Origin of the sequence: Chamaesiphon sp. OTE_75_metabat_556 (assembly GCF_031378165.1) — a bacterium.
Classification (GTDB): Bacteria; Cyanobacteriota; Cyanobacteriia; order Cyanobacteriales; family Chamaesiphonaceae; genus Chamaesiphon.
In genome coordinates, this window is the sequence record NZ_JANNDR010000414.1 from 1 (window position 1) to 18551 (window position 18551).

At 47.0% G+C, this 18551-nt stretch carries 20 protein-coding genes; 12 read left to right on the forward strand and 8 right to left on the reverse strand.

Translation table 11 applies throughout. The features are described 5' to 3' along the window. Positions 1 to 435 (forward strand): orange carotenoid protein N-terminal domain-containing protein (locus RMO27_RS16720; RefSeq protein ID WP_309734554.1); only part of this gene is annotated, 435 nt, incomplete at its 5' end. A gap of 109 nt (positions 436 to 544) precedes the next feature. Here RMO27_RS16720 and RMO27_RS16725 read toward each other — a convergent pair. The 3 genes from RMO27_RS16725 to RMO27_RS16735 form a co-directional block, all read right to left on the reverse strand. Further along, positions 545 to 2074 (reverse strand): glycine betaine ABC transporter substrate-binding protein, encoded by a 1530-nt coding sequence (locus RMO27_RS16725; RefSeq protein WP_309734556.1) that lies wholly within the window; start codon positions 2072 to 2074, stop codon positions 545 to 547. A gap of 115 nt (positions 2075 to 2189) precedes the next feature. Further along, positions 2190 to 2951 (reverse strand): ATP-binding cassette domain-containing protein, encoded by a 762-nt coding sequence (locus RMO27_RS16730; RefSeq protein WP_309734558.1) that lies wholly within the window; start codon positions 2949 to 2951, stop codon positions 2190 to 2192. A 142-nt stretch (positions 2952 to 3093) separates the two neighbouring features. Next, positions 3094 to 3990, reverse strand: coding sequence for a nidogen-like domain-containing protein (locus RMO27_RS16735; protein ID WP_309734560.1), 897 nt, complete (start codon positions 3988 to 3990; stop codon positions 3094 to 3096). Between the two features lie 8 nt (positions 3991 to 3998). Between RMO27_RS16735 and RMO27_RS16740 the strand changes: the two genes are divergently transcribed. Continuing rightward, positions 3999 to 4157 carry a hypothetical protein gene (locus RMO27_RS16740; protein ID WP_309734562.1) on the forward strand — a complete coding sequence of 53 codons (159 nt, stop codon included), beginning with the start codon at positions 3999 to 4001 and terminating at the stop codon, positions 4155 to 4157. A gap of 308 nt (positions 4158 to 4465) precedes the next feature. Here the strand turns inward: RMO27_RS16740 and RMO27_RS16745 are convergent, their stop codons facing one another. The 3 genes from RMO27_RS16745 to cax all read right to left on the reverse strand — a co-directional run bounded on the left by RMO27_RS16745 (position 4466) and on the right by cax (position 7608). Further along, positions 4466 to 5143, reverse strand: coding sequence for a discoidin domain-containing protein (locus tag RMO27_RS16745; protein ID WP_309734564.1), 678 nt, complete (start codon positions 5141 to 5143; stop codon positions 4466 to 4468). Positions 5144 to 5539: 396 nt separating this feature from the next. Further along, complete coding sequence (locus tag RMO27_RS16750; RefSeq protein WP_309734567.1) at positions 5540 to 6376, reverse strand: PEP-CTERM sorting domain-containing protein; 837 nt, start codon at positions 6374 to 6376, stop codon at positions 5540 to 5542. Positions 6377 to 6534: 158 nt separating this feature from the next. Next, the gene (gene cax, locus RMO27_RS16755) at positions 6535 to 7608 is read right to left on the reverse strand and encodes a calcium/proton exchanger (protein WP_309734569.1); all 1074 of its coding nucleotides are present in this window, start codon (positions 7606 to 7608) and stop codon (positions 6535 to 6537) included. Between the two features lie 145 nt (positions 7609 to 7753). Here cax and RMO27_RS16760 point away from each other — a divergent pair, with 145 nt between their 5' ends. The 6 genes from RMO27_RS16760 (at position 7754) to RMO27_RS16785 (ending at position 10255) form a co-directional block, all read left to right on the forward strand. After that, complete coding sequence (locus tag RMO27_RS16760; protein ID WP_309734571.1) at positions 7754 to 8149, forward strand: rubredoxin; 396 nt, start codon at positions 7754 to 7756, stop codon at positions 8147 to 8149. A gap of 23 nt (positions 8150 to 8172) precedes the next feature. After that, positions 8173 to 9168: a photosynthesis system II assembly factor Ycf48 gene (locus RMO27_RS16765; protein WP_309734574.1), complete on the forward strand. Its 996-nt coding sequence runs from the start codon at positions 8173 to 8175 to the stop codon at positions 9166 to 9168. A gap of 200 nt (positions 9169 to 9368) precedes the next feature. Further along, complete coding sequence (gene psbE, locus RMO27_RS16770) at positions 9369 to 9623, forward strand: cytochrome b559 subunit alpha (RefSeq protein WP_309734576.1); 255 nt, start codon at positions 9369 to 9371, stop codon at positions 9621 to 9623. Positions 9624 to 9818: 195 nt separating this feature from the next. Continuing rightward, entirely contained in the window at positions 9819 to 9953 is a 135-nt protein-coding gene (gene psbF, locus RMO27_RS16775) for a cytochrome b559 subunit beta (RefSeq protein ID WP_309734577.1), read from the forward strand. Positions 9954 to 9966: 13 nt separating this feature from the next. Then, positions 9967 to 10086 (forward strand): photosystem II reaction center protein L, encoded by a 120-nt coding sequence (locus RMO27_RS16780; RefSeq protein WP_015162047.1) that lies wholly within the window; start codon positions 9967 to 9969, stop codon positions 10084 to 10086. 49 nt (positions 10087 to 10135) lie between these two features. Beyond that, positions 10136 to 10255 (forward strand): photosystem II reaction center protein J, encoded by a 120-nt coding sequence (locus RMO27_RS16785; RefSeq protein ID WP_106311889.1) that lies wholly within the window; start codon positions 10136 to 10138, stop codon positions 10253 to 10255. A gap of 96 nt (positions 10256 to 10351) precedes the next feature. On the opposite strand, the gene psaI is transcribed toward RMO27_RS16785, so the two are convergent. Together psaI and RMO27_RS16795 are read right to left on the reverse strand one after the other, a co-directional pair. Continuing rightward, complete coding sequence (gene psaI, locus RMO27_RS16790; protein ID WP_015162045.1) at positions 10352 to 10459, reverse strand: photosystem I reaction center subunit VIII; 108 nt, start codon at positions 10457 to 10459, stop codon at positions 10352 to 10354. 206 nt (positions 10460 to 10665) lie between these two features. Further along, complete coding sequence (locus RMO27_RS16795; RefSeq protein WP_309734587.1) at positions 10666 to 12099, reverse strand: hypothetical protein; 1434 nt, start codon at positions 12097 to 12099, stop codon at positions 10666 to 10668. Between the two features lie 186 nt (positions 12100 to 12285). On the opposite strand from RMO27_RS16795, the gene mnmE reads away from it, so the two are divergent. From mnmE to RMO27_RS16815, 4 genes are all read left to right on the forward strand, one after another. Continuing rightward, positions 12286 to 13656 (forward strand): tRNA uridine-5-carboxymethylaminomethyl(34) synthesis GTPase MnmE, encoded by a 1371-nt coding sequence (gene mnmE, locus RMO27_RS16800; protein WP_309734589.1) that lies wholly within the window; start codon positions 12286 to 12288, stop codon positions 13654 to 13656. A gap of 89 nt (positions 13657 to 13745) precedes the next feature. Next, entirely contained in the window at positions 13746 to 16382 is a 2637-nt protein-coding gene (gene dnaK / locus RMO27_RS16805; RefSeq protein WP_309734591.1) for a molecular chaperone DnaK, read from the forward strand. 126 nt (positions 16383 to 16508) lie between these two features. Then, entirely contained in the window at positions 16509 to 17531 is a 1023-nt protein-coding gene (locus tag RMO27_RS16810) for a J domain-containing protein (protein ID WP_309734594.1), read from the forward strand. Positions 17532 to 17533: 2 nt separating this feature from the next. After that, on the forward strand, positions 17534 to 18460 hold the full coding sequence (locus RMO27_RS16815; protein ID WP_309734596.1) for a hypothetical protein: 927 nt from the start codon (positions 17534 to 17536) through the stop codon (positions 18458 to 18460). The last annotated feature ends 91 nt before the right edge of the window (positions 18461 to 18551 follow it).

Sequence of the window (18551 nt, forward strand, 5' to 3'; positions counted from 1 at the left end):
CAACAGCTCGCTTTACTGTGGTTTATCTATCAAGAAGTCGGCAAGTCAATTACACCTGCTGCGCCTGGAGCGAGTACCGCCGCACCGACAATTGCTGAAGGTTTATTCAAGCAAGTGGCCGAAATGAGCCACGAAGAGCAATTACAAATCCAACGGGATTTGGTCGAAGGTAACAATAGCTTGATTAGTCGCGAATACGGTGCACTCAGCGATACCACTAAACTGTTATTTTGGTATTTACTCGCACAAGGTATGGATCAGACAGAAATTATCCCCATGCCCGCCGACTATCAAATGTCTGAGGACGCCGCTCAATGTTTGGCAAAACTTCAAGCATTAGAACATGCCGAACAAATCTCTGTTTTACGCAACTTAGTTGCCAATATGGGTGCCGATCCTGAGACTAATGCTCACGATGAGGCAACTGGTTTGTAAAAACTCAAGTAGAGCATTAGTGTTGGGCATCGATCTACTCAGATCGAGCTGTCGGGGTGGACATGAAGTACCGCCCCTTAAAGATTTAAGCCGATCGATCTAGCACCATCTAAGTTAGATTTTTAGATTTACGCCACTCTCTGACAATTTGGGCGACAGACAGAGATTTTTTATCCACTTGATAATTCATCTTTTGAATGTCTTGAGTAGAGATCGATCCTGCTAATTTGTCAATTACTGGCTGTATTTCTGGGTATTTATTGAGCGTAGCTCGATTGAAAATAGGTACAGCTTGATAAGGCGGAAAATATTTTTTGTCGTCTGCTAAAATCGTCAAATTTAGTACTGGAATTAAACCATCAGTAGAATTAGCAGCGATCAGATCGACACTCTTTTGTTTGAGTGCGGGATACATCAGACTAAATTCCATTTGCTGAATTTTGGCAAATTTCAACCCATAAGTCTTTGCTAAGGCTGGATAACCATCTTGACGCTCCAGAAATTCATAGCCAAAGCCACCGCGCATTTGGGGTGTATATTTAGCAGCTTCCGAAAGTGTCTTAATTTGCAACCGTTGGGCATCTTCATTTCTGATGATGAACGCAAAAGTATTTTCAAATCCCAACGGTGACATGACTGCTAGTTGAAATTGGCGATCGTATGCTTGCTTGATGGTATCGAGAACTACTTGCGGATTTTTAATCGGTGCTTGTTTTAAAATGGCCGTGAGTGACGTGCCGGTATATTCGACATAACCGGCAATTTTGCCAGCTTTAACGGCCTCATGACAGATGAATGTCCCACCTAAATTAAATTGGCGATCGACTTTCAATTTAGTATGCGTTTCAATCTGTTGAGAGAGGAGTTCGCCCAGAATCACTTGCTCGGTAAAATTCTTTGAGCCGATCGCAATTGTTTGGGGTGCATTGAGATAATTTGCACCAATTGAGCCAGCAATGATGACAGCTAAAATTCCGCCCCCGATCGCATATTGACGATCGAGTTTGCCCCGCCGCTGTGGTTGCTGTCTGAGTCGCTGCTCGATCCATCCCAACGCCACATCTGTCCCTAGTGCGATCGCCGCAGCGGGAATCGCACCCATCAAAATCAAGCGATTGTCGATCGTTGCCAGTCCCCGAAAAATAAATACGCCCAAGCCACCACCACCAATCGCGGCGGCGATCGTGGCGACACCGACAGAGATCGCCGTTGCTACCCTAATGCCCGCCAAAATTGCGCCTGAAGCTAGTGGCAGCTCTACCTGGGTAAGTAATTGTCGATCGGTCATTCCCATCCCCCTCCCCGCCTCTCGCACCGCCGGATCGACACTATTGATGCCGACATAGGTATTCCGAATTAACGGTAGTAAAGCATAGAGCGTCAACGCCACAATGGCCGGATTTTTACCAATGCCACCCAGGAAGGGGACGGAAATCAGAAACCCAAAGATCGCCAAACTCGGAATAGTTTGCAGCGCATTTGCCACGCCGAGAATGGGTGGAGCTAATTTCGGATAACGGGTAATCGCAATCCCTAACGGAATCCCGATCGAGATCGCCACCACCATCGAGATCGCGACTAAGATTAAGTGCTCGCCACTTCTAAGAATAATCTCCCCAATATCTGCATTTGAAACCAAAACAATTTCCTCAAACTATTCTTACCGAAATTATGATTTTAAAGCCCCAAAATGTAAGCAAATTATTGTTAGTACAGGGTTTTACGCATTTTGCTGACAACAACGCTATCAATTATCAATTATCCCCACCTTCCCATGCATTCAAACAAGCAATAAAAGCTCGCGCTTCTGGATGTTGCGATTGCAAAAATTCGGTCTTGGTACCGAGCACGACTAAATTACCTTCATACATCAAACCAATCCGCGTCCCCAACAAGAAAGCCTCTTGAATATCATGGGTGACAAAAACCACCGTCTTCCCTAATTGTCGCTGTAAATATTGAAACTGTCGCTGTAATTCCAGCCGTGTAATCGGATCGAGTGCTCCAAACGGCTCATCCATCAATAAAATCGGCGGATCGGCAGCTAAAGCTCTGGCAACACCCACGCGCTGGCGTTGTCCTCCCGAAAGCTGGTGTGGGTAGCGGCGCGCAAAAATTTCCGGTTCCAATCCCACCAAGTTTAGTAGCTCGTTCACCCGTGCCTCGATCCGTTGTGCTTGCCACTGTTCGAGTGATGGCACCAGTCCGATATTTTCGCTGACACTAAAGTGCGGAAACAAGCCAATATCCTGAATCGCATACCCAATCCGCCGCCGGAGTTTAATCGTATCCCACTCTGTCGTCGATCGATCGCTCACCAAGACCGATCCTGTGGTGGGGATGACGAGATGATTAATTAATTTTAGGGTGGTAGTTTTGCCACTACCACTGCGCCCCAATAAGACGATCGTTTCCCCTTGGTAAATGCTCAGATTCAAGCAGGATAAGATCTGCCTTCGCTCGATCTCGAAGCCGACATCTCGAAATTCAACAGCAATTTCTGACGATTGGGGCATAGTATGACGATAAATTTGGACGAGTCAATTAGCTCGCTCTTCACTTACATTATCAGCCAAAACACCAGCTAAGTCAGGGGTATTATCTCAAACCCGCAAACTTAACTGGTGTCTCGATCGAACCTAATAAACTAAAACCAATCTACAGTTTATTAGTAACTTTGAGTCTCTTTCTCATCCGCAATGCAGTACCAGCACCGATGAGAGTACCGACGATCGTAAACGGTTCTGGAACTGCTGTAGTCGGTGGTGTAACAACCCCGCCATTTCTGGCATTGAAGGTATAGCGACCCAAGACATCACTATTAAGACTGTTTGCGATCAGAGAATTCGATCCACCGTCTAAGAAAGCGCCACTAACCCCAGAACCAGTAAACTCGTAAAATGTCCCTGCACCATTAGAGTAACCAGCACGAGCGGGTGTACCACCGAAGCCATTTGTACCACCACTCGCGCTACCAGTTTCCCACTGAATTCGATCGTAGTTAAACTCAATATCAAAGTTGCCAGTCGCACCAGTATCGTTACGATTAATGAGGACAACTTGAAAACTATTTAGTTTATCGGTTGCATTAGGAAAATAGCCGACATTGACATAATTAGCGGCAAAAGCAGCATTCCCATTAATTGTGCCTGTTCCATAACTGACAAGTGAAGAGCCAGTCCCACGGGTATCTACATCTGCAAAAAATGGTGCGATAATTGGCGCACTACCAGCAGTAATCTGAGTAGGAGTGAATTGACTTAATGGCGCATTAAAAGTTAAGTTACCGTTGTTATTGACATAAGTTTGGGTGTAGTTAGTCCCCAGGAAATTAGCTGTGAAGCCAAGATTCACTAGCCCAGTAGAGCCATCATCATTTCGAGCTAAAGTATTGCTGTCAAATCCCGTTCTGATCGCGGCGGCTGAAGCTACTCCAGTCATCGCCAAACTCATGGCGAGGGAAGTCACAGCAAACCCAATAACTTTTAGGTGGAAACTACTTTGAGATTTTGCTGGTTTCGTGAAAAATGTTGATTCTCTGGACAAAGTATTCATAATTGTTATTGACTGAAAATTTTAATCACTACCCGATCGACAAAATTTTTGAAGCCTCAAAAACTGAATACATCAGTAGATTTAGCTTGCAACATTTTGTGATGGTTTTAGCATTCGAGCGCAAAGCACAACAAACATTATGTGTCCTACTCCCACACAAGCCGTAGGTATAGCAACCACAAACCTATCAACTTCAACAGGTTCCTGATTCGGCAAAATGGCTTATTATTAGAGCAAAGTCTATCCTGGTAGTATTAATTCCTACATTGTTGCTCGTGATCGACTTCAAATAAACCTCAATTAAGTAAAATGGCTTAGTCACGATCGAGCCGATCGATCTAGTCTGATTTCGACTTAATTTACAAAAGTAAAAAATTGCCGAGACTAATGCATAAAAACAGACAGATTTGAAGATATTTCATGAAATCTTCAGATCTGTCTGATGTGTCGATCGATCCTAATTAATTAGGTCAAATTACAATTTGTTAGTAGCTTTGAGCCTTTTTCTAATTCTCAATACTGCGGTACCACCGAATAGAGTACCCGCGATCGTCAATGGTTCGGGGACTGCTGCGGTAGCACTATTTGCCAAAAATCGGTTGGGTACTGATACAGTCGGATTACTAATTGAAAAAGCTACTTCCCCGATCGCACAAGCAGCAAACACAGATTGCCTACATTCTGATGCTTCAAATCTTACATACCTAGCATTTGTGGTTGCAAAAGCAAATACATCGGCTGGATATGCGGAATTGAGGGCGTTATTAAAGGGAGTTAAACCCGCAGCCAGCGATGAAAAAGTAATATTGTCTGTGGAATAGGCGAGATTGAGCCGACCGATGCCTGATGCATCCTCATTCCAGAGAGCCAGTCGATCGATACTCCGCACGCTACCTAGATCGTAAGTGACAGTAGTACTTTGAGTACCAAAATTGCTAAACCACTCGTTGCCTGAATAAGCAAACGTGTGAGTTGGATTCAGTGCTAAATAACTATCGAAATCAGTGACACCACTGACAAAGTTAGTCGCCAAACCATTTTGGTTGTAAGTATCCGCTAGACTACCAAATCCTGGTCCACCATTATTGATGACGCCGCTGACGGGACTAAAAATCAATCCGGTGGCACTAGCATTACTTGTAGCAGATAACATTACTAATGTTGAGAGTAAGGAAGCTACACCTATTTTTGTTTTTATCGGCATGTTCTCAATCTTGTGGTGGGAAGAAATATTGAGTCAAATGCGGTACTAGCGTACGTACATTTGTCGCAATTCTATCAACTCAGACCAGCTTTTGACTCAGTACAATGGCTTATTTTTCTCTTGTTAGATAAAGAAAAGCTGCAATTATCGACCTCTCGATCGACGATTGCAGCTTTGTGGAATTGGTGTCAAATAGAATGTTGTAGCTAAAATAAACTATGTGGCTTGCAAAAATGCTCTTTTGAGCCAATTCAGTCGATCGTCTAGAGCGATTAAATTGGCGATGATGATGGCAACTTTGACTGAGACAATTTCAACTCGAAACTAATTAATCGAACCTGCTCACTACTTCTTCGTTACTTTGAGTTTTTTTCTCATTCTCATCGCTGCGGTACCACCGATGAGAGTACCGACGATCGTAAAAGGTTCGGGGACAGATGTTGATGCGCCTGTGTTAGCACCTATCAAATTTGTAAACAAACGTGCATTATCATTCGTAGATGTCATACTGACATTATCCCAAACATTTTGATCTGTAATAGCAAAAATACTACCAGCACCAATATTTTGATATGCCATCATTATGTTTGATGGAGTTTCTTGTCCTATCATCAAAGCAATCGCAGAGCCACTAATATTAAGAGGCGCAAAAGCTGCATAATTATATGTATTGACCCCCTCAGTTAGTGGATTCTCTAAGATTTGACCGTTCGATCTGCTTACATCGCGAAAGGCACCTTCCACAAGCGTGTTGTTAATGGAAATATTTCCACCTAGACTTGTAATTGCAGCAGTAATTCGGTTATTTTGACTTGAAGCGATTTCTCCATGTTCGCCCATAAAAGCAATACGACCGCCACCTGAAAGAAATGTGCTCAGTGATTGAATTTCATTGGCGGTATATGAGTTAGCTGGTTGAACCATCCACAAAAGATTGAGATTGGCTAAATTATTCGTACTCAAGGTTCCTGTCAAAATACTCGAAGAAACTGGCTGCCCATTGACCGTTAAGCCACTATTGTAAAAATTGTTAATAGTGCTGAGGCTAAAGGAACAACGTGCACAACTATTTCCAAATACACCTACTAAGCTTGCAGCCTGAGCTTTTGGGATATTAACTAAAGTAGTTGTTAATGCTGCCGTGACCCCAGCAAATTTAATAAGGTTAGAGAAAGTAATCATAAAATTGCTTGTTTAGACATGATTGTGTTGGTATCACACAATCTTATCAACCGCGATCGAGATTGAGTTCGGTACAATGGCTTGTTAAATATCTGCTGTAGATAAATAACAGTCTCATCATACATTCTGTTCGATCTGCAACCAAAGCTAACCAAGACTTAAATCGGTAAAAAATAGAATGCCGCTGCTAGGATAAAATATGTGGCTAGCAACAAGACTCCTTCGAGCCAATTCGATCGACCGTCTAGAGCGATCAGATTAGCCACAATGACGGCGACTCCGACAGCGACGATTTCAAACGGATTGAAATTTAGATCCATCGGCTGACCGATCGCATAACCCACCAATACCAGTAACGGTGCCATCAGCAGTGCAACTAATAAACTCGAACCCATCGCCACCGAAACAGACAAGTCCATATTGTTTTTGAGAGCTACGCCCACGGCAGTAACATATTCCGCCGCACCGCCGACTAATGGCAGCAAAATTACACCTGTAAATAAAGGCGTTAAACCCAATCCTTTGGTTGCTGATTCGACGACACCGACAAACATCTCTGATTCATAGGCAACAGCTAATGTAGAAGCAACCAGAATACCCAGCCACAAACGTAAATCCGGCTTGTGGCCAGTGGTTTCAACATCTAAATCGACCAAACTGACATCATATAAATAGCTATGAGTTTTGAGCGAAAAAATTAAGGTCATCGCGTAAACTACAATTAAAATAATTGCCACCGCGATCGAGAGTTTTTCGACGGCAAACGCATCAGATTGATTTGCGGAATAAAACGCCATCGTTGGTAATAAGATGGCAATTACGGCCAGCGTCATCGAAGCCCCATTCACCTGCGCGACGATCGGTTTAAACTCCTGTTCCTTGTATTTCAATCCACCCAAAAACATCGACAAACCCATTGCCAACAGGAGATTGCTGACGATCGTGCCTGTAATACTGGCTTTGACAATATCGATTAAGCCCGCTTTGAGCGCAACTAACGAAATAATTACTTCGGTGGCATTGCCAAATACGGCGTTTAGCAGCCCGCCTACGGCAGGTCCTGTGACGATCGCTACTTCTTCAGTCGCAGTGCTCAACCAGATGGCTAGCGGCACGATCGCCAACGCTGAAGTGATAAATACGACTAGATCTCCCCAGTGTAAATATTCAGCAGCGATCGAAATGGGGATAAAGATGAGCAAACCGATCGAGAGGATTTTTTTGATAGACATGACAAGGTTGGGAGTTGGGAGGGGGGCTAAGAACAAATGAGTAGAACTAGCAAGGCAAATTAACTACCAGATACCAAACATCGACATAATATGCCAAAATTTGTAACAGTATGTTAATAATTGCCTAATATTAAAAATTAAGTTTATGAGCGATCTAGAACAAGATAGTCCTAGTAGCCCAGCAGATCTGGCATCTACAACCGACTCGCAACCAGCAGTTGCACCTGGCACCAGCGATGACGATCAATTTGAATGTCGCGCCTGTGGTTATAAGTACAATCCCAACAAGGGCGATCCCCAACAGAGAATTATTGCTGGTACGCCATTTACCGTGCTGCCCATTACCTGGAAGTGTCCGAACTGTGGTGCGAAGAAAGCCGTATTCACGAATATCGGGACTACCGAAAGTTACGGGTTCAAAGAAAATCAGAGCTATGGATTTGGGGTCAATACCATGAGTCCCGGCCAAAAAAGTTTGCTTATCTATGGTGGACTCATGCTCGGGATCGTGATTTTCATCAGCCTGTACACCTTAAATTAAAAATAATTAATCGTTCCGACCAAATGAACCTGCTTAAACGAATTTTCAAACAAACTGCTACTCTGCTGGCGATCGGCATCTTTTGTGTCAGTTGTAGCCATATTACGCCCCTAGCGACTAGTCCCTGGAAATCAATCCAGCTCCCGACCGAATCCAATATTCAAGATCTGACATTTACTGGCAATCCCCAACATGGTTGGGTAGTTGGTAGCGATGCGGCGATCTTGGAGACTAACGACGGTGGTAAAACTTGGGAAAATCGCAAACTCGAACTCGATAGCGATAAATATCGCTTCACTTCGATTAGTTTTGCTGGTGATGAAGGCTGGATTGTCGGCGAACCGGCAATTTTGTTGCACACCAAAGATACTGGCAAAACATGGGAGCGGCTCGCTCTCAGTGCCAAATTACCAGGGATTCCCGCCACTGTTACGGCACTGGGTAAAGACTCAGCAGAAATGACCACCGATATCGGGGCGATTTATGCGACCAAGGATGCTGGGAAAAATTGGAAAGCCTTAGTTAGTGGCGCAGTGGGTGTCTTCCGCACGATCTCGCGATCGCCAGAGGGTAAATACATTGCCGTTTCTGCCAAAGGTAACTTTTATTCGATCTGGTCGCCCGGACAAGATTCTTGGGAACCCCACAATCGGAATAGTTCACGCCGTGTCTCGAATATGGGCTTTGCTAATGATGGGCGGTTGTGGATGCTGGCACGGGGTGGGCAATTGCAATTTAGCAATCCAGCCACACCCGATGCCTGGGAAAATGAAGTTTTCCCCGGACAGAAAACCAATCTCGGTTTGTTAGATTTGGCCTATCGCACTCCTGGAGAAGTCTGGGTTTCTGGTGGTGGTGGCGATTTACTTGTCAGCACTGACAATGGCAAAACTTGGCTCAAGGATGCCGCTGTAGAAGATGTCCCATCAAATCTGTACAAGATTTTGTTCTTTAGTGCCGATCGTGGTTTTATTATCGGTCAACGGGGCATCTTACTTGAGTATCAAGGTGTGGCCTAGGTTTTAGGCTTTAGGTTTTATGAGGTTTGATGCTTGAATCTGTGTATTTTAGGGATGAGGGCTGAGGTTCGACAACCCACAGCCCTCATCCCTAAAACCTAAAATCTCCAGCCTAATTTCTCATTTACACATAACATTTCTTCAATGTTATGAGTTAAACTCGATCCAGTAAAGATATTTTAGATTGGGAGTACGCAGTTATGGCAGGCGGATCGACCGGAGAACGTCCTTTCTCAGACATCGTGACCAGCATTCGTTATTGGATCATTCACAGCATCACGATTCCAGCATTGTTTGTCGCTGGCTGGTTGTTTGTTAGCACTGGCTTGGCTTACGATGCCTTTGGCACCCCTCGTCCCGATGAGTATTTTTCGCAAACTCGTCAAGAGCTGCCGATCGTTTCGGATCGGTTTGACTCAAAAAATCAACTCGACAAATTCGTTCAAAAGAAATAGTCGGACTCGATTCTCCTGCGGAGACGCTACGCGAACGGTTTGAATCGAAAAGAGCGATTCGATAAATGCGTTGGCATTAGTAGTAAATCCAGACCTGGAATTGGATCGCTAGTAAAAACACTCAAACCGAACTGTTCGATCGATCTCTAAATAAAATCTCAAACTAAATTTTTCCGAATTTTAGGAGCAAAACTAATGACTAGCGGTGGCGGAAATCAGCCTATCTCATATCCAATTTTCACAGTCAGATGGGTGGCTGTCCATACTTTGGGCATCCCAACTGTATTTTTCATCGGTGCGATCGCAGCGATGCAGTTTATTCAAAGATAGGATTTAAATTACTATGGAACGTACTCCAAACCCCAACAATCAGCCAGTCGAACTCAACAGAGCTTCCCTATTTTTAGGCTTGTTAATGGTATTTACGCTCGGCATTCTCTTTACTAGTTATTTCTTTAACTAATCGGTTTTAATTCAATCGCTGTTGGGATATTTACAAAAGGAACAAAATTATGTCTGAACCAGGAAGAATTCCCTTGTGGCTAGTAGCAACTGTTGCTGGTATGGGTGTAATTGTCGTAGTCAGCCTCTTCTTTTATGGCTCCTACGCTGGACTGGGATCGTCGATGTAATCACGATCAGGGTAGTTAAATCTCAGGTTTGCTGCCATTATTTCAGCAAAAAGCCGGACTAGTCCGGCTTTTTGCTGTCTTGAGTACTAAATCGGTCTAGATGGAATCCCGATCGATATACATAAACAGAAATGCCATGGCGATCGCTGGAAATACCAAACCGACAGTCGGTACCAGAATTGACGGAAGAAAAGAAGCTGCCATAAATATTCAGTCCTTGGTGGATGGATTGCACCTCTCATCTTATCTGAATTAGTCGGTGAAAAAGGCTCACAAATATTTGATAAAAGTTTGCAAATCTTCATGTCGTGTTTGCTGGTGCGAGGCGGTACGTTGCTGGTGAGGAAATTTGGGAGTTGGGAGTTGGGAGTGTTGGAAGTAAGTTAGGCTCTCGAATATCTGCAAGTGGTTTAATCCTCGACCACGATTTCTAAATTGGGATAATTGCGCGCTGGAACTCGATCGAATGGCGGACGGGCAAAATCGATCTCTAGATCGCCGGTGATGTCATGGGTAAATAATGACGATGAGGGTTGAATATTAGTGGTGCCGATCGATTCTAGATCTGGATCTAGACTAGTTATTGGAGCTTTGATCGGCACGATCTCTGGCTGGTAGGCAAACACTGATTCTCGTCGATAAGCAAGTGGTACGGTCGGATACTGGGGCGTACTAACAGGTAGAATGGTCGAGGGCGTAGCAAAGTGTTGGGTGCGAGGTGAAGGATGTCCCCCGCTGATGGTTGCAGCTTCGACGTCTAAGTCTTGAGTGAGTCGATCCATCGCGACGGTGGATCGATCGCGATCAAATAGTTGCAGCAACGACCGTTCGGATTCTTGGAGCGGATTGAGATTGAGAGCGATCGTGAAGCCACTAGAAGCAATCTGAATGTGATGCCGGTCGTACAGATTGACCTCACCGATGAGGAGGCTAACTTTCAGCTCAGTGGGGAGTTCTAGCTGACCGCTAAATCCAAATTTGTCGAGATCGGGGGGGATAGCGTGTTCGATCGAAACGATAATTTCGGCAGTCTGCGGATGGCGCAAACAGATCGCCAACTTCTCGATCTTCACAGTTTGAACCAGGTTAATATTTAAAAGTGGTAAATTGCAGGCACCACTGACGGTCAGTCGATGACCGGGGATGATGCCCGAAAAAGTCGATCGATTGAGACTAATCAGTTGGGATGGGCGATCGTCAATCGCGGCGATCTGAATACCAATGGGGGGTGCCGATGGTACGGGCGATGGGGATCGAGTTTGCAAGGAATCTCGCTCTATTTGCGCCAGCAATCGATCAAGACCATCGGCCCAGGGTTCCTGTTCGCCAGTCATCGAGAGCGACACCAGGGGTGCTGTGGGCTGCGGGAGATCGTCACTAACCGCATCGGTCGCCACTCGATCTGTAAATACTTCGTGCCCTGCTCGGCGGCTGGAGGACTGTGGCATCGCAGGGGTGGCAGCGACAGCGGCAGGATCGACCAGTGCGGGGATTGGAGACTGGGGGCGCGGTAAGACTCGGAGTTTGAGAATCTGATGCCAAGGAGTGTGATTGAGCGTCATCCCACTACAGACAAATTGCCAAATCCCTGACTGGATCTGAGTCAAAGGCATGATGATCGCCAATCCGCTCGGATCGATCTTGTGGATTTCAGTCCGCGTTCGCTGGTGGGAAGCCGTTGCGCCGAGAGGTTGATGGGTAATCCGCGTCTGCATCTGAGGAGCGAGGAGCTGACTAGTCGCCGCAATGCGATAGCGACCTTCCGTCATTTGGAGATTCCCGGTTTTAATCGTCCGCCAACCGCGATCGCCCTCACGCTGAATTAGAAACTCCCAAGATGTCATGAGCTACCCCTATAGATGCTTTAGATCTAAACGTTAGTATTCTACAAGAATACAAGCATAATATCGACTGAAACTTCCGATCTGTTTGGCTAGATCTATGCGCGGCGATCCACCAATGTAACGACACCCTTCCCAATTTCAAATTTAGACTAAGCACGTCCCAATTCCCCACTCCACACCCAATCTATGCAAACTGGAACTATTGTCGCGATCGCTACTGCTGTCGTCCCCCAACAAGGGAGCGTCGGGATCGTCCGACTATCTGGCGATGATGCCATGAAGATCGCACGGCAAATTTTTGTTATCCCCGGCCATCAGCAGTGGGAGAGCCATCGGATTTTGTATGGCTATGTCCGTCATCCAGTGAGTGGTGAAACGATCGACGAAGCTTTGTTATTGGTGATGCTCGCGCCGCGCTCCTATACTCGCGAAGATGTGGTCGAAATCCACAGCCACGGCGGGATTATCTTGGTGCAGCAGATTTTACAACTCTGTGTCGAGTATGGTGCCAAAGTCGCCGAACCAGGCGAATTTACGCTGCGTGCTTTTCTAAATGGGCGGATCGATCTGACCCAGGCCGAAAGTATCAGCGATCTCGTCGGTGCCCTCTCCCCCGCCGCCGCTCAAACCGCGATCGCTGGATTACAAGGCAAACTCCGCCAACCGATCGAGCAATTGCGATCGCAAGCACTGGATTTACTCGCCGAGATTGAGGCCAGAATCGATTTTGAGGAAGATTTACCGCCATTGGATTTACCTGACGTCAAGGCCAAATTAGCCGCCTTAGCGACCGAAATCGGCCAGATCGTCAAGACAGCCGATCGCGGCAAACTACTGCGGAGCGGCTTGAAAGTAGCAATCCTCGGTCGTCCGAATGTGGGTAAATCGAGTCTGTTGAATGCCTGGAGTCGCAGCGATCGAGCGATCGTCACGCCGCTCCCTGGGACGACACGGGATGTCGTCGAATCCCAATTGATTGTCGGCGGGATTCCCGTACAGGTATTGGATACAGCGGGGATTCGAGATACCACCGATGTCGTCGAACAAATCGGCGTCGCGCGATCGCGTGCCGCCGCTCAAGCTGCCGATTTGGTGCTGCTAACGATCGACGCGCAAGCTGGCTGGACACAAGTAGAAGCTGAGATTTACGCGCAAATCGAGGGGATCACCACGATCGTCGTTGCTAATAAAATCGATCTCGTCCCCACACTACCCAAACTAGATTTACCAGCGGGGATTATCACCGTCGTCCAGACTGCTGCCGCGATCGATCTGGGAATCGATCGACTCGAAGCCGCAATTCTCGCCATCGTCGCTGGTGGCAAACTCAATGCCGCCAATATCGAGATCGCCATCAATCAACGCCAAGCCGCCGCCCTGATTCGCGCCCAAACTGCTCTCCAACAAGTCTTAACCACGATCGACCATCAACTCCCCCTAGACTTCTGGACAATCGACCTGCGCGAGGCGATTAGAGCATTAGGTGAAGTCACTGGCGAAGAAGTCACCGAATCCGTACTCGATCGGATTTTCTCGCGCTTTTGTATTGGGAAGTGAGTAGTGCTATCACCACCCGAACGGTGAATCGATCGGATAAAATAAAACCAATATTTGTGACAAATTAGTCATACCAAGGGAAACAGCGGATGGGTAAAGTAGTAGGCATCGACCTGGGTACCACCAATTCAGTGGTAGCTGTCATGGAAGGCGGGAAACCAGTAGTAATTGCCAATGCCGAAGGTATGCGTACCACTCCCTCCGTCGTTGGTTTCAGCAAAGACGGCGAACGCTTGGTCGGGCAGATGGCACGGCGGCAGACAGAACTAAATCCCCAAAATACTTTTTATGGGGTCAAACGGTTTATGGGGCGTAAATACGGCGAACTCAGTCCCAAGGCCAAACAAGTGCCCTTCACCATCCGCAAAGATGAAGATGGAAATGTCAAAATAAAATGTCCCAAGCAAAATCGCGAGTATGCGCCGGAAGAAATTTCGGCAATGATTTTGCAAAAGCTGGCAGATGAAGCGAGTAGATATCTGGGCGAACCCGTGACGGGTGCCGTAATTACCGTACCTGCTTACTTCAATGACTCTCAACGTCAAGCGACCAAAAATGCTGGCAAAATTGCCGGATTAGATGTGTTGCGGATTTTGAATGAGCCGACGGCGGCGTCGCTGGCTTATGGGCTAGATAAACGTCAGAGCGAGCTAATTTTAGCTTTTGACTTGGGCGGTGGGACTTTTGATGTGTCGGTGTTAGAAGTCGGCGATGGCGTGTTTCAGGTCAAAGCGACTAGTGGCGATGTCCAGCTTGGGGGGATGGATTTCGATCGCAAGATCGTCGATTGGCTGGCCGAAAAATTTCTAGCTGATGAAAATATCGATCTGCGCAAGGAACGGCAATCGCTCCAGCGGCTGACGGAAGCAGCAGAGAAAGCGAAAATCGAACTCTCTGGGGTGATGGTTACAGATATCAATCTGCCCTTTATTACCGCGACTGCCGATGGCCCCAAACACATCGAAACGCGGCTAACGCGCGCTCAATTTGAAGAGTTGTGTGCCGATCTGATCGGGCGGTTGCGCGGGCCGATTAAACGGGCGATGAATGATGCCCAGTTAAGTCCTGAGGATATCGATGAGGTCGTCTTAGTCGGTGGCTCGACGCGGATTCCGGCGGTTCAGGAGTTGGTGCGGAGCTTTATCAACCGCCGCCCCAATCAAAACGTCAATCCCGATGAAGTCGTCGCTGTCGGTGCCGCGATTCAAGCGGGAGTCTTGGCTGGGGAAGTCAAAGATATCCTGCTGCTCGACGTCACACCGCTCTCCCTGGGCTTGGAAACGATCGGCGGCGTGATGAAAAAACTGATTCCCCGGAATACGACGATTCCCGTCCGCAAATCGGATATTTTCTCAACATCTGAGAATAATCAAACGATGGTCGAAGTCCATGTCGTCCAGGGCGAGCGCGAAATGGCTGCCGATAATAAATCCCTGGGACGGTTCAAACTGACCGGGATTCCGCCCGCACCGAAAGGGATTCCCCAAGTGCAAGTGTCGCTAGATGTGGATGCCAATGGGATTCTCCAAGTCACCGCCATGGATCGCACCACTGGCCGCGAACAAACAGTCACGATTCAAGGTGCATCCACTCTGGGCGAACTCGAAGTCCAACGAGCGATCGATGAAGCCACCCAATTTGCCGCCAGCGACAAACAAAAACGCGAGAAAATCGACAAACGCAACCGCGCCGAAGCGTTATCCTATCAAGCCGAACGCCAACTGCGAGAAGTCGCCCTCGAATTTGGGATGCAATTTGCCAATGCCCAACGCAAACAAATCGAGGGGTTGGTTAGAGAACTACGGGAAGCACTCGCCGATGGGGATGAACGATCGATCGATGAGATCAAAACCGAACTCGATGATGCCCTCTATGACTTTAGTCGTCAGGTGAAGACGATTACCGAAGAAGAAGATAAAGGGATTCTCGGTACTCTCAAGGATATCTTTGTCGGCGACGATGATGATTTCAATTATCGCGATGGCTATAATAATCGCGATGTTTATAATCCCTATGGAAATCGGCGCGATCCCTACTACGATCGGGGTAACGATTACCAGTCTTACTCCAGAGGTGCGCTTCCACCCCAAAATTACGATCCCTATGCCAGCGATCGCAACTACAATCCGCCCAGAGATCCTTACGCTGACTCGAACAGAGATCGCCCGCGATCGAATCGCTCCAATAATTATGACGATCGATCTCAACCCAGCAATCGCGATGATAGCGGCTCGCAACTGCGAGGTTCCCTCCCGGATTATGCGAGACAAGACAATGACAGTTATACTCGCGACGATCGCTATCCCACTCAGCGCAACGACCGCAGCAACTATAATTCCAATCGGAGCAATAATGACTATCCCCAGCAATCGACACCAACTAACCCTCCAGTCGATCGCTCCCGCCGTCAGCGCGATGACAACTACGTTGATGATATCCCTGCACCCCGTCAAGATCTCTGGGATGACGAACCAGCTCCTGTAGCTCCACGCGACCAAAGATCTCCCCGCCGGAGTGCCACACCGCCAGAAAATCGCCAAACCAACTCTCGCTACTCTGGTAGTGAGCCGAATTCCAACCCACCAGAGCGAAATCCTCGCTATGGTGAAGATAACCGTTCGGACTCACGGCGCACTCAGCCCAACCCAAACCCTACTCGTCGCCCCAATCCCAATCCCCAACCAATTCGGGATGATTGGGATGATGAAGATGAAGGCTGGCAGTAATCCCAGACTGCTCGCCAATCGCGATCGCGGATGGATCTGGGGTCGCGGATCGAGTGGTAGCTGTCCGACCCCTGCGACCCTCAAGTCTCAACTCTGCTCCCTGCCCGCATCCGAATTCTGAAACCAATGCAACAAGATATTCGCAACTATTACGAGCTATTGGGTGTGAAGCGGGATGCTTCTGCTGATGAGATCAAACAGTCATTTCGGCGACTAGCTCGGAAATACCATCCCGATCTCAATCCTGGGGACAAATCCGCTGAGGACAAATTCAAAGATATTAGCGAAGCCTACGAGATCCTCTCTGATCGATCCAAACGATCGCAGTATGATAAATTTGCTGGCTTTTGGCGCAAGAATCGCACCAAAACTCCGACCAATAATCCGCCGAGAGAGCGGACGACAGATGAAGATGAATTTAGCGATGATTTTAATACCTTTATCGATCGCCTTTTAGGTCGCAAAAAAGAAGCTAATAGCAGTAGCGTTAACAACGATCGTTTCAATCGGGCAGAGACTCAATCTGCCCGCACCGAGCGTCCCAACGATCGACGCAGCGGACGCTTTGCCAACGATCCAGATCGCCCACTCGATCGCAATACCTTCGCCGAAGCACCCCCAACAGTGCGCCCCAAAAACCTCGAAGCCGAACTCACTTTACCCCTCGATAAAGCCTATCTCGGCGGCCGCGAGCGGATTACGATCCAAGAAGATGGTCGCTCTTTGGAGGTAGAGATGCCAGCCGGAATGCTGTCTGGTCAAAAAATCCGCCTGCGCGGACAAGGAATCGCTGGTGGCGATCTCTATCTCAAAATCAATGTGGCTCCGCACCAGTTTTTTCGGCTCGAAGGGATCGATATCTACTGTCAGCTACCCGTAACGCCCGTCGAAGCTGTGCTGGGTGGTTTTATTGAAGTACCGACATTGGATGGACTAGTCAAAATCAGTCTGCCACCCAGTGTTACCTCCGGCCAAAAATTACGTCTGGCGGGTAAAGGATTTCCGGGTGAAGATGGTCAGCGTGGCGATCAATTACTCGAAATCCAAATTGTCGTACCCAAAAATCTCCTCCCCGCCGAACGCGAACTTTATGAAAAATTACGCCAGATCGAATCATTTAACCCCCGATTGGATTTAGCTATTAATTAATCGTGTTAGAACAATTTTTAGACCGTGTTGGCAACTGGAATCCTCAATTTGGGCGGGAACTAACAACGCGGATAAATTCACCAAATCTAGCGATCTCGACAGCGATCTCCCTCATCGCTCAATCCCTAATTATCCTTCCCAATTTCAGAGTGTTTGGGATGCCTTATGAATGGATGACACGCTCTTGGTGGCTGAATCTCTATGAACTGCTCAATTGGGAAATCTGGTTCGCGCTAGCAATTGGCGGTATTTATTTAATTGCAAAAGATTTCGATCGGGAGATCCGCACTGGCACTCTAGATCTTGTCAACTTATCCCCAGTACAGCCTTGGGAAATCTTGCTGGGCAAGCTCCTTGGCGTGCCAGTATTAATTTATTGGGCAGTACTATTAGCCTTACCATTACACACAATTGCCCTGGGGCAAATGGCTGTACCTAATGCTTGGATTTGGGATGCGATCAGCTTAATTCTCATTGGGCTGTTATATCTAGGTGCAATTTTCGCCACCCTTACAGCTTCACTGCCACCAATTGTTTTAAGTTTGGTATTTTCCGCAGTTGGCTGTTCGGGTCTAGCGATGATAACTAGCTCTCAAATCAGTCAGCGGATGACTGGCAGTTATGCTCGCTTTGGGATCTATTTTCCTGAAGAATGGGAATTAGTATTGACTGTCGCAGCTAATTTTTTAGTTATTAGTTATACGTTATCTGTTTTGATTCAGTCTTGGTATCCACACATAAATTCTCGATCGCCGCGCAGATCGGGTATACCTGCTATTTTAATCTATTCATTATTATTATTTTTCTACCTAATCTTGTTAGCATTTGCGCCACAATCAATGTTAATTATGACCGTCGGAATGTCAGTTACGATTACTATCACTCAGTCAGCAGAGCGATCAAGATCTTCTAACTCCACCATTCCATAAAGTCCAGCATAATCTGTTGATGTACTATCCCTAACGGACGTTCTTCGCCTGCGATCGCCGAATAGGCAACTCCAGCCTCGATTTGGGCGGG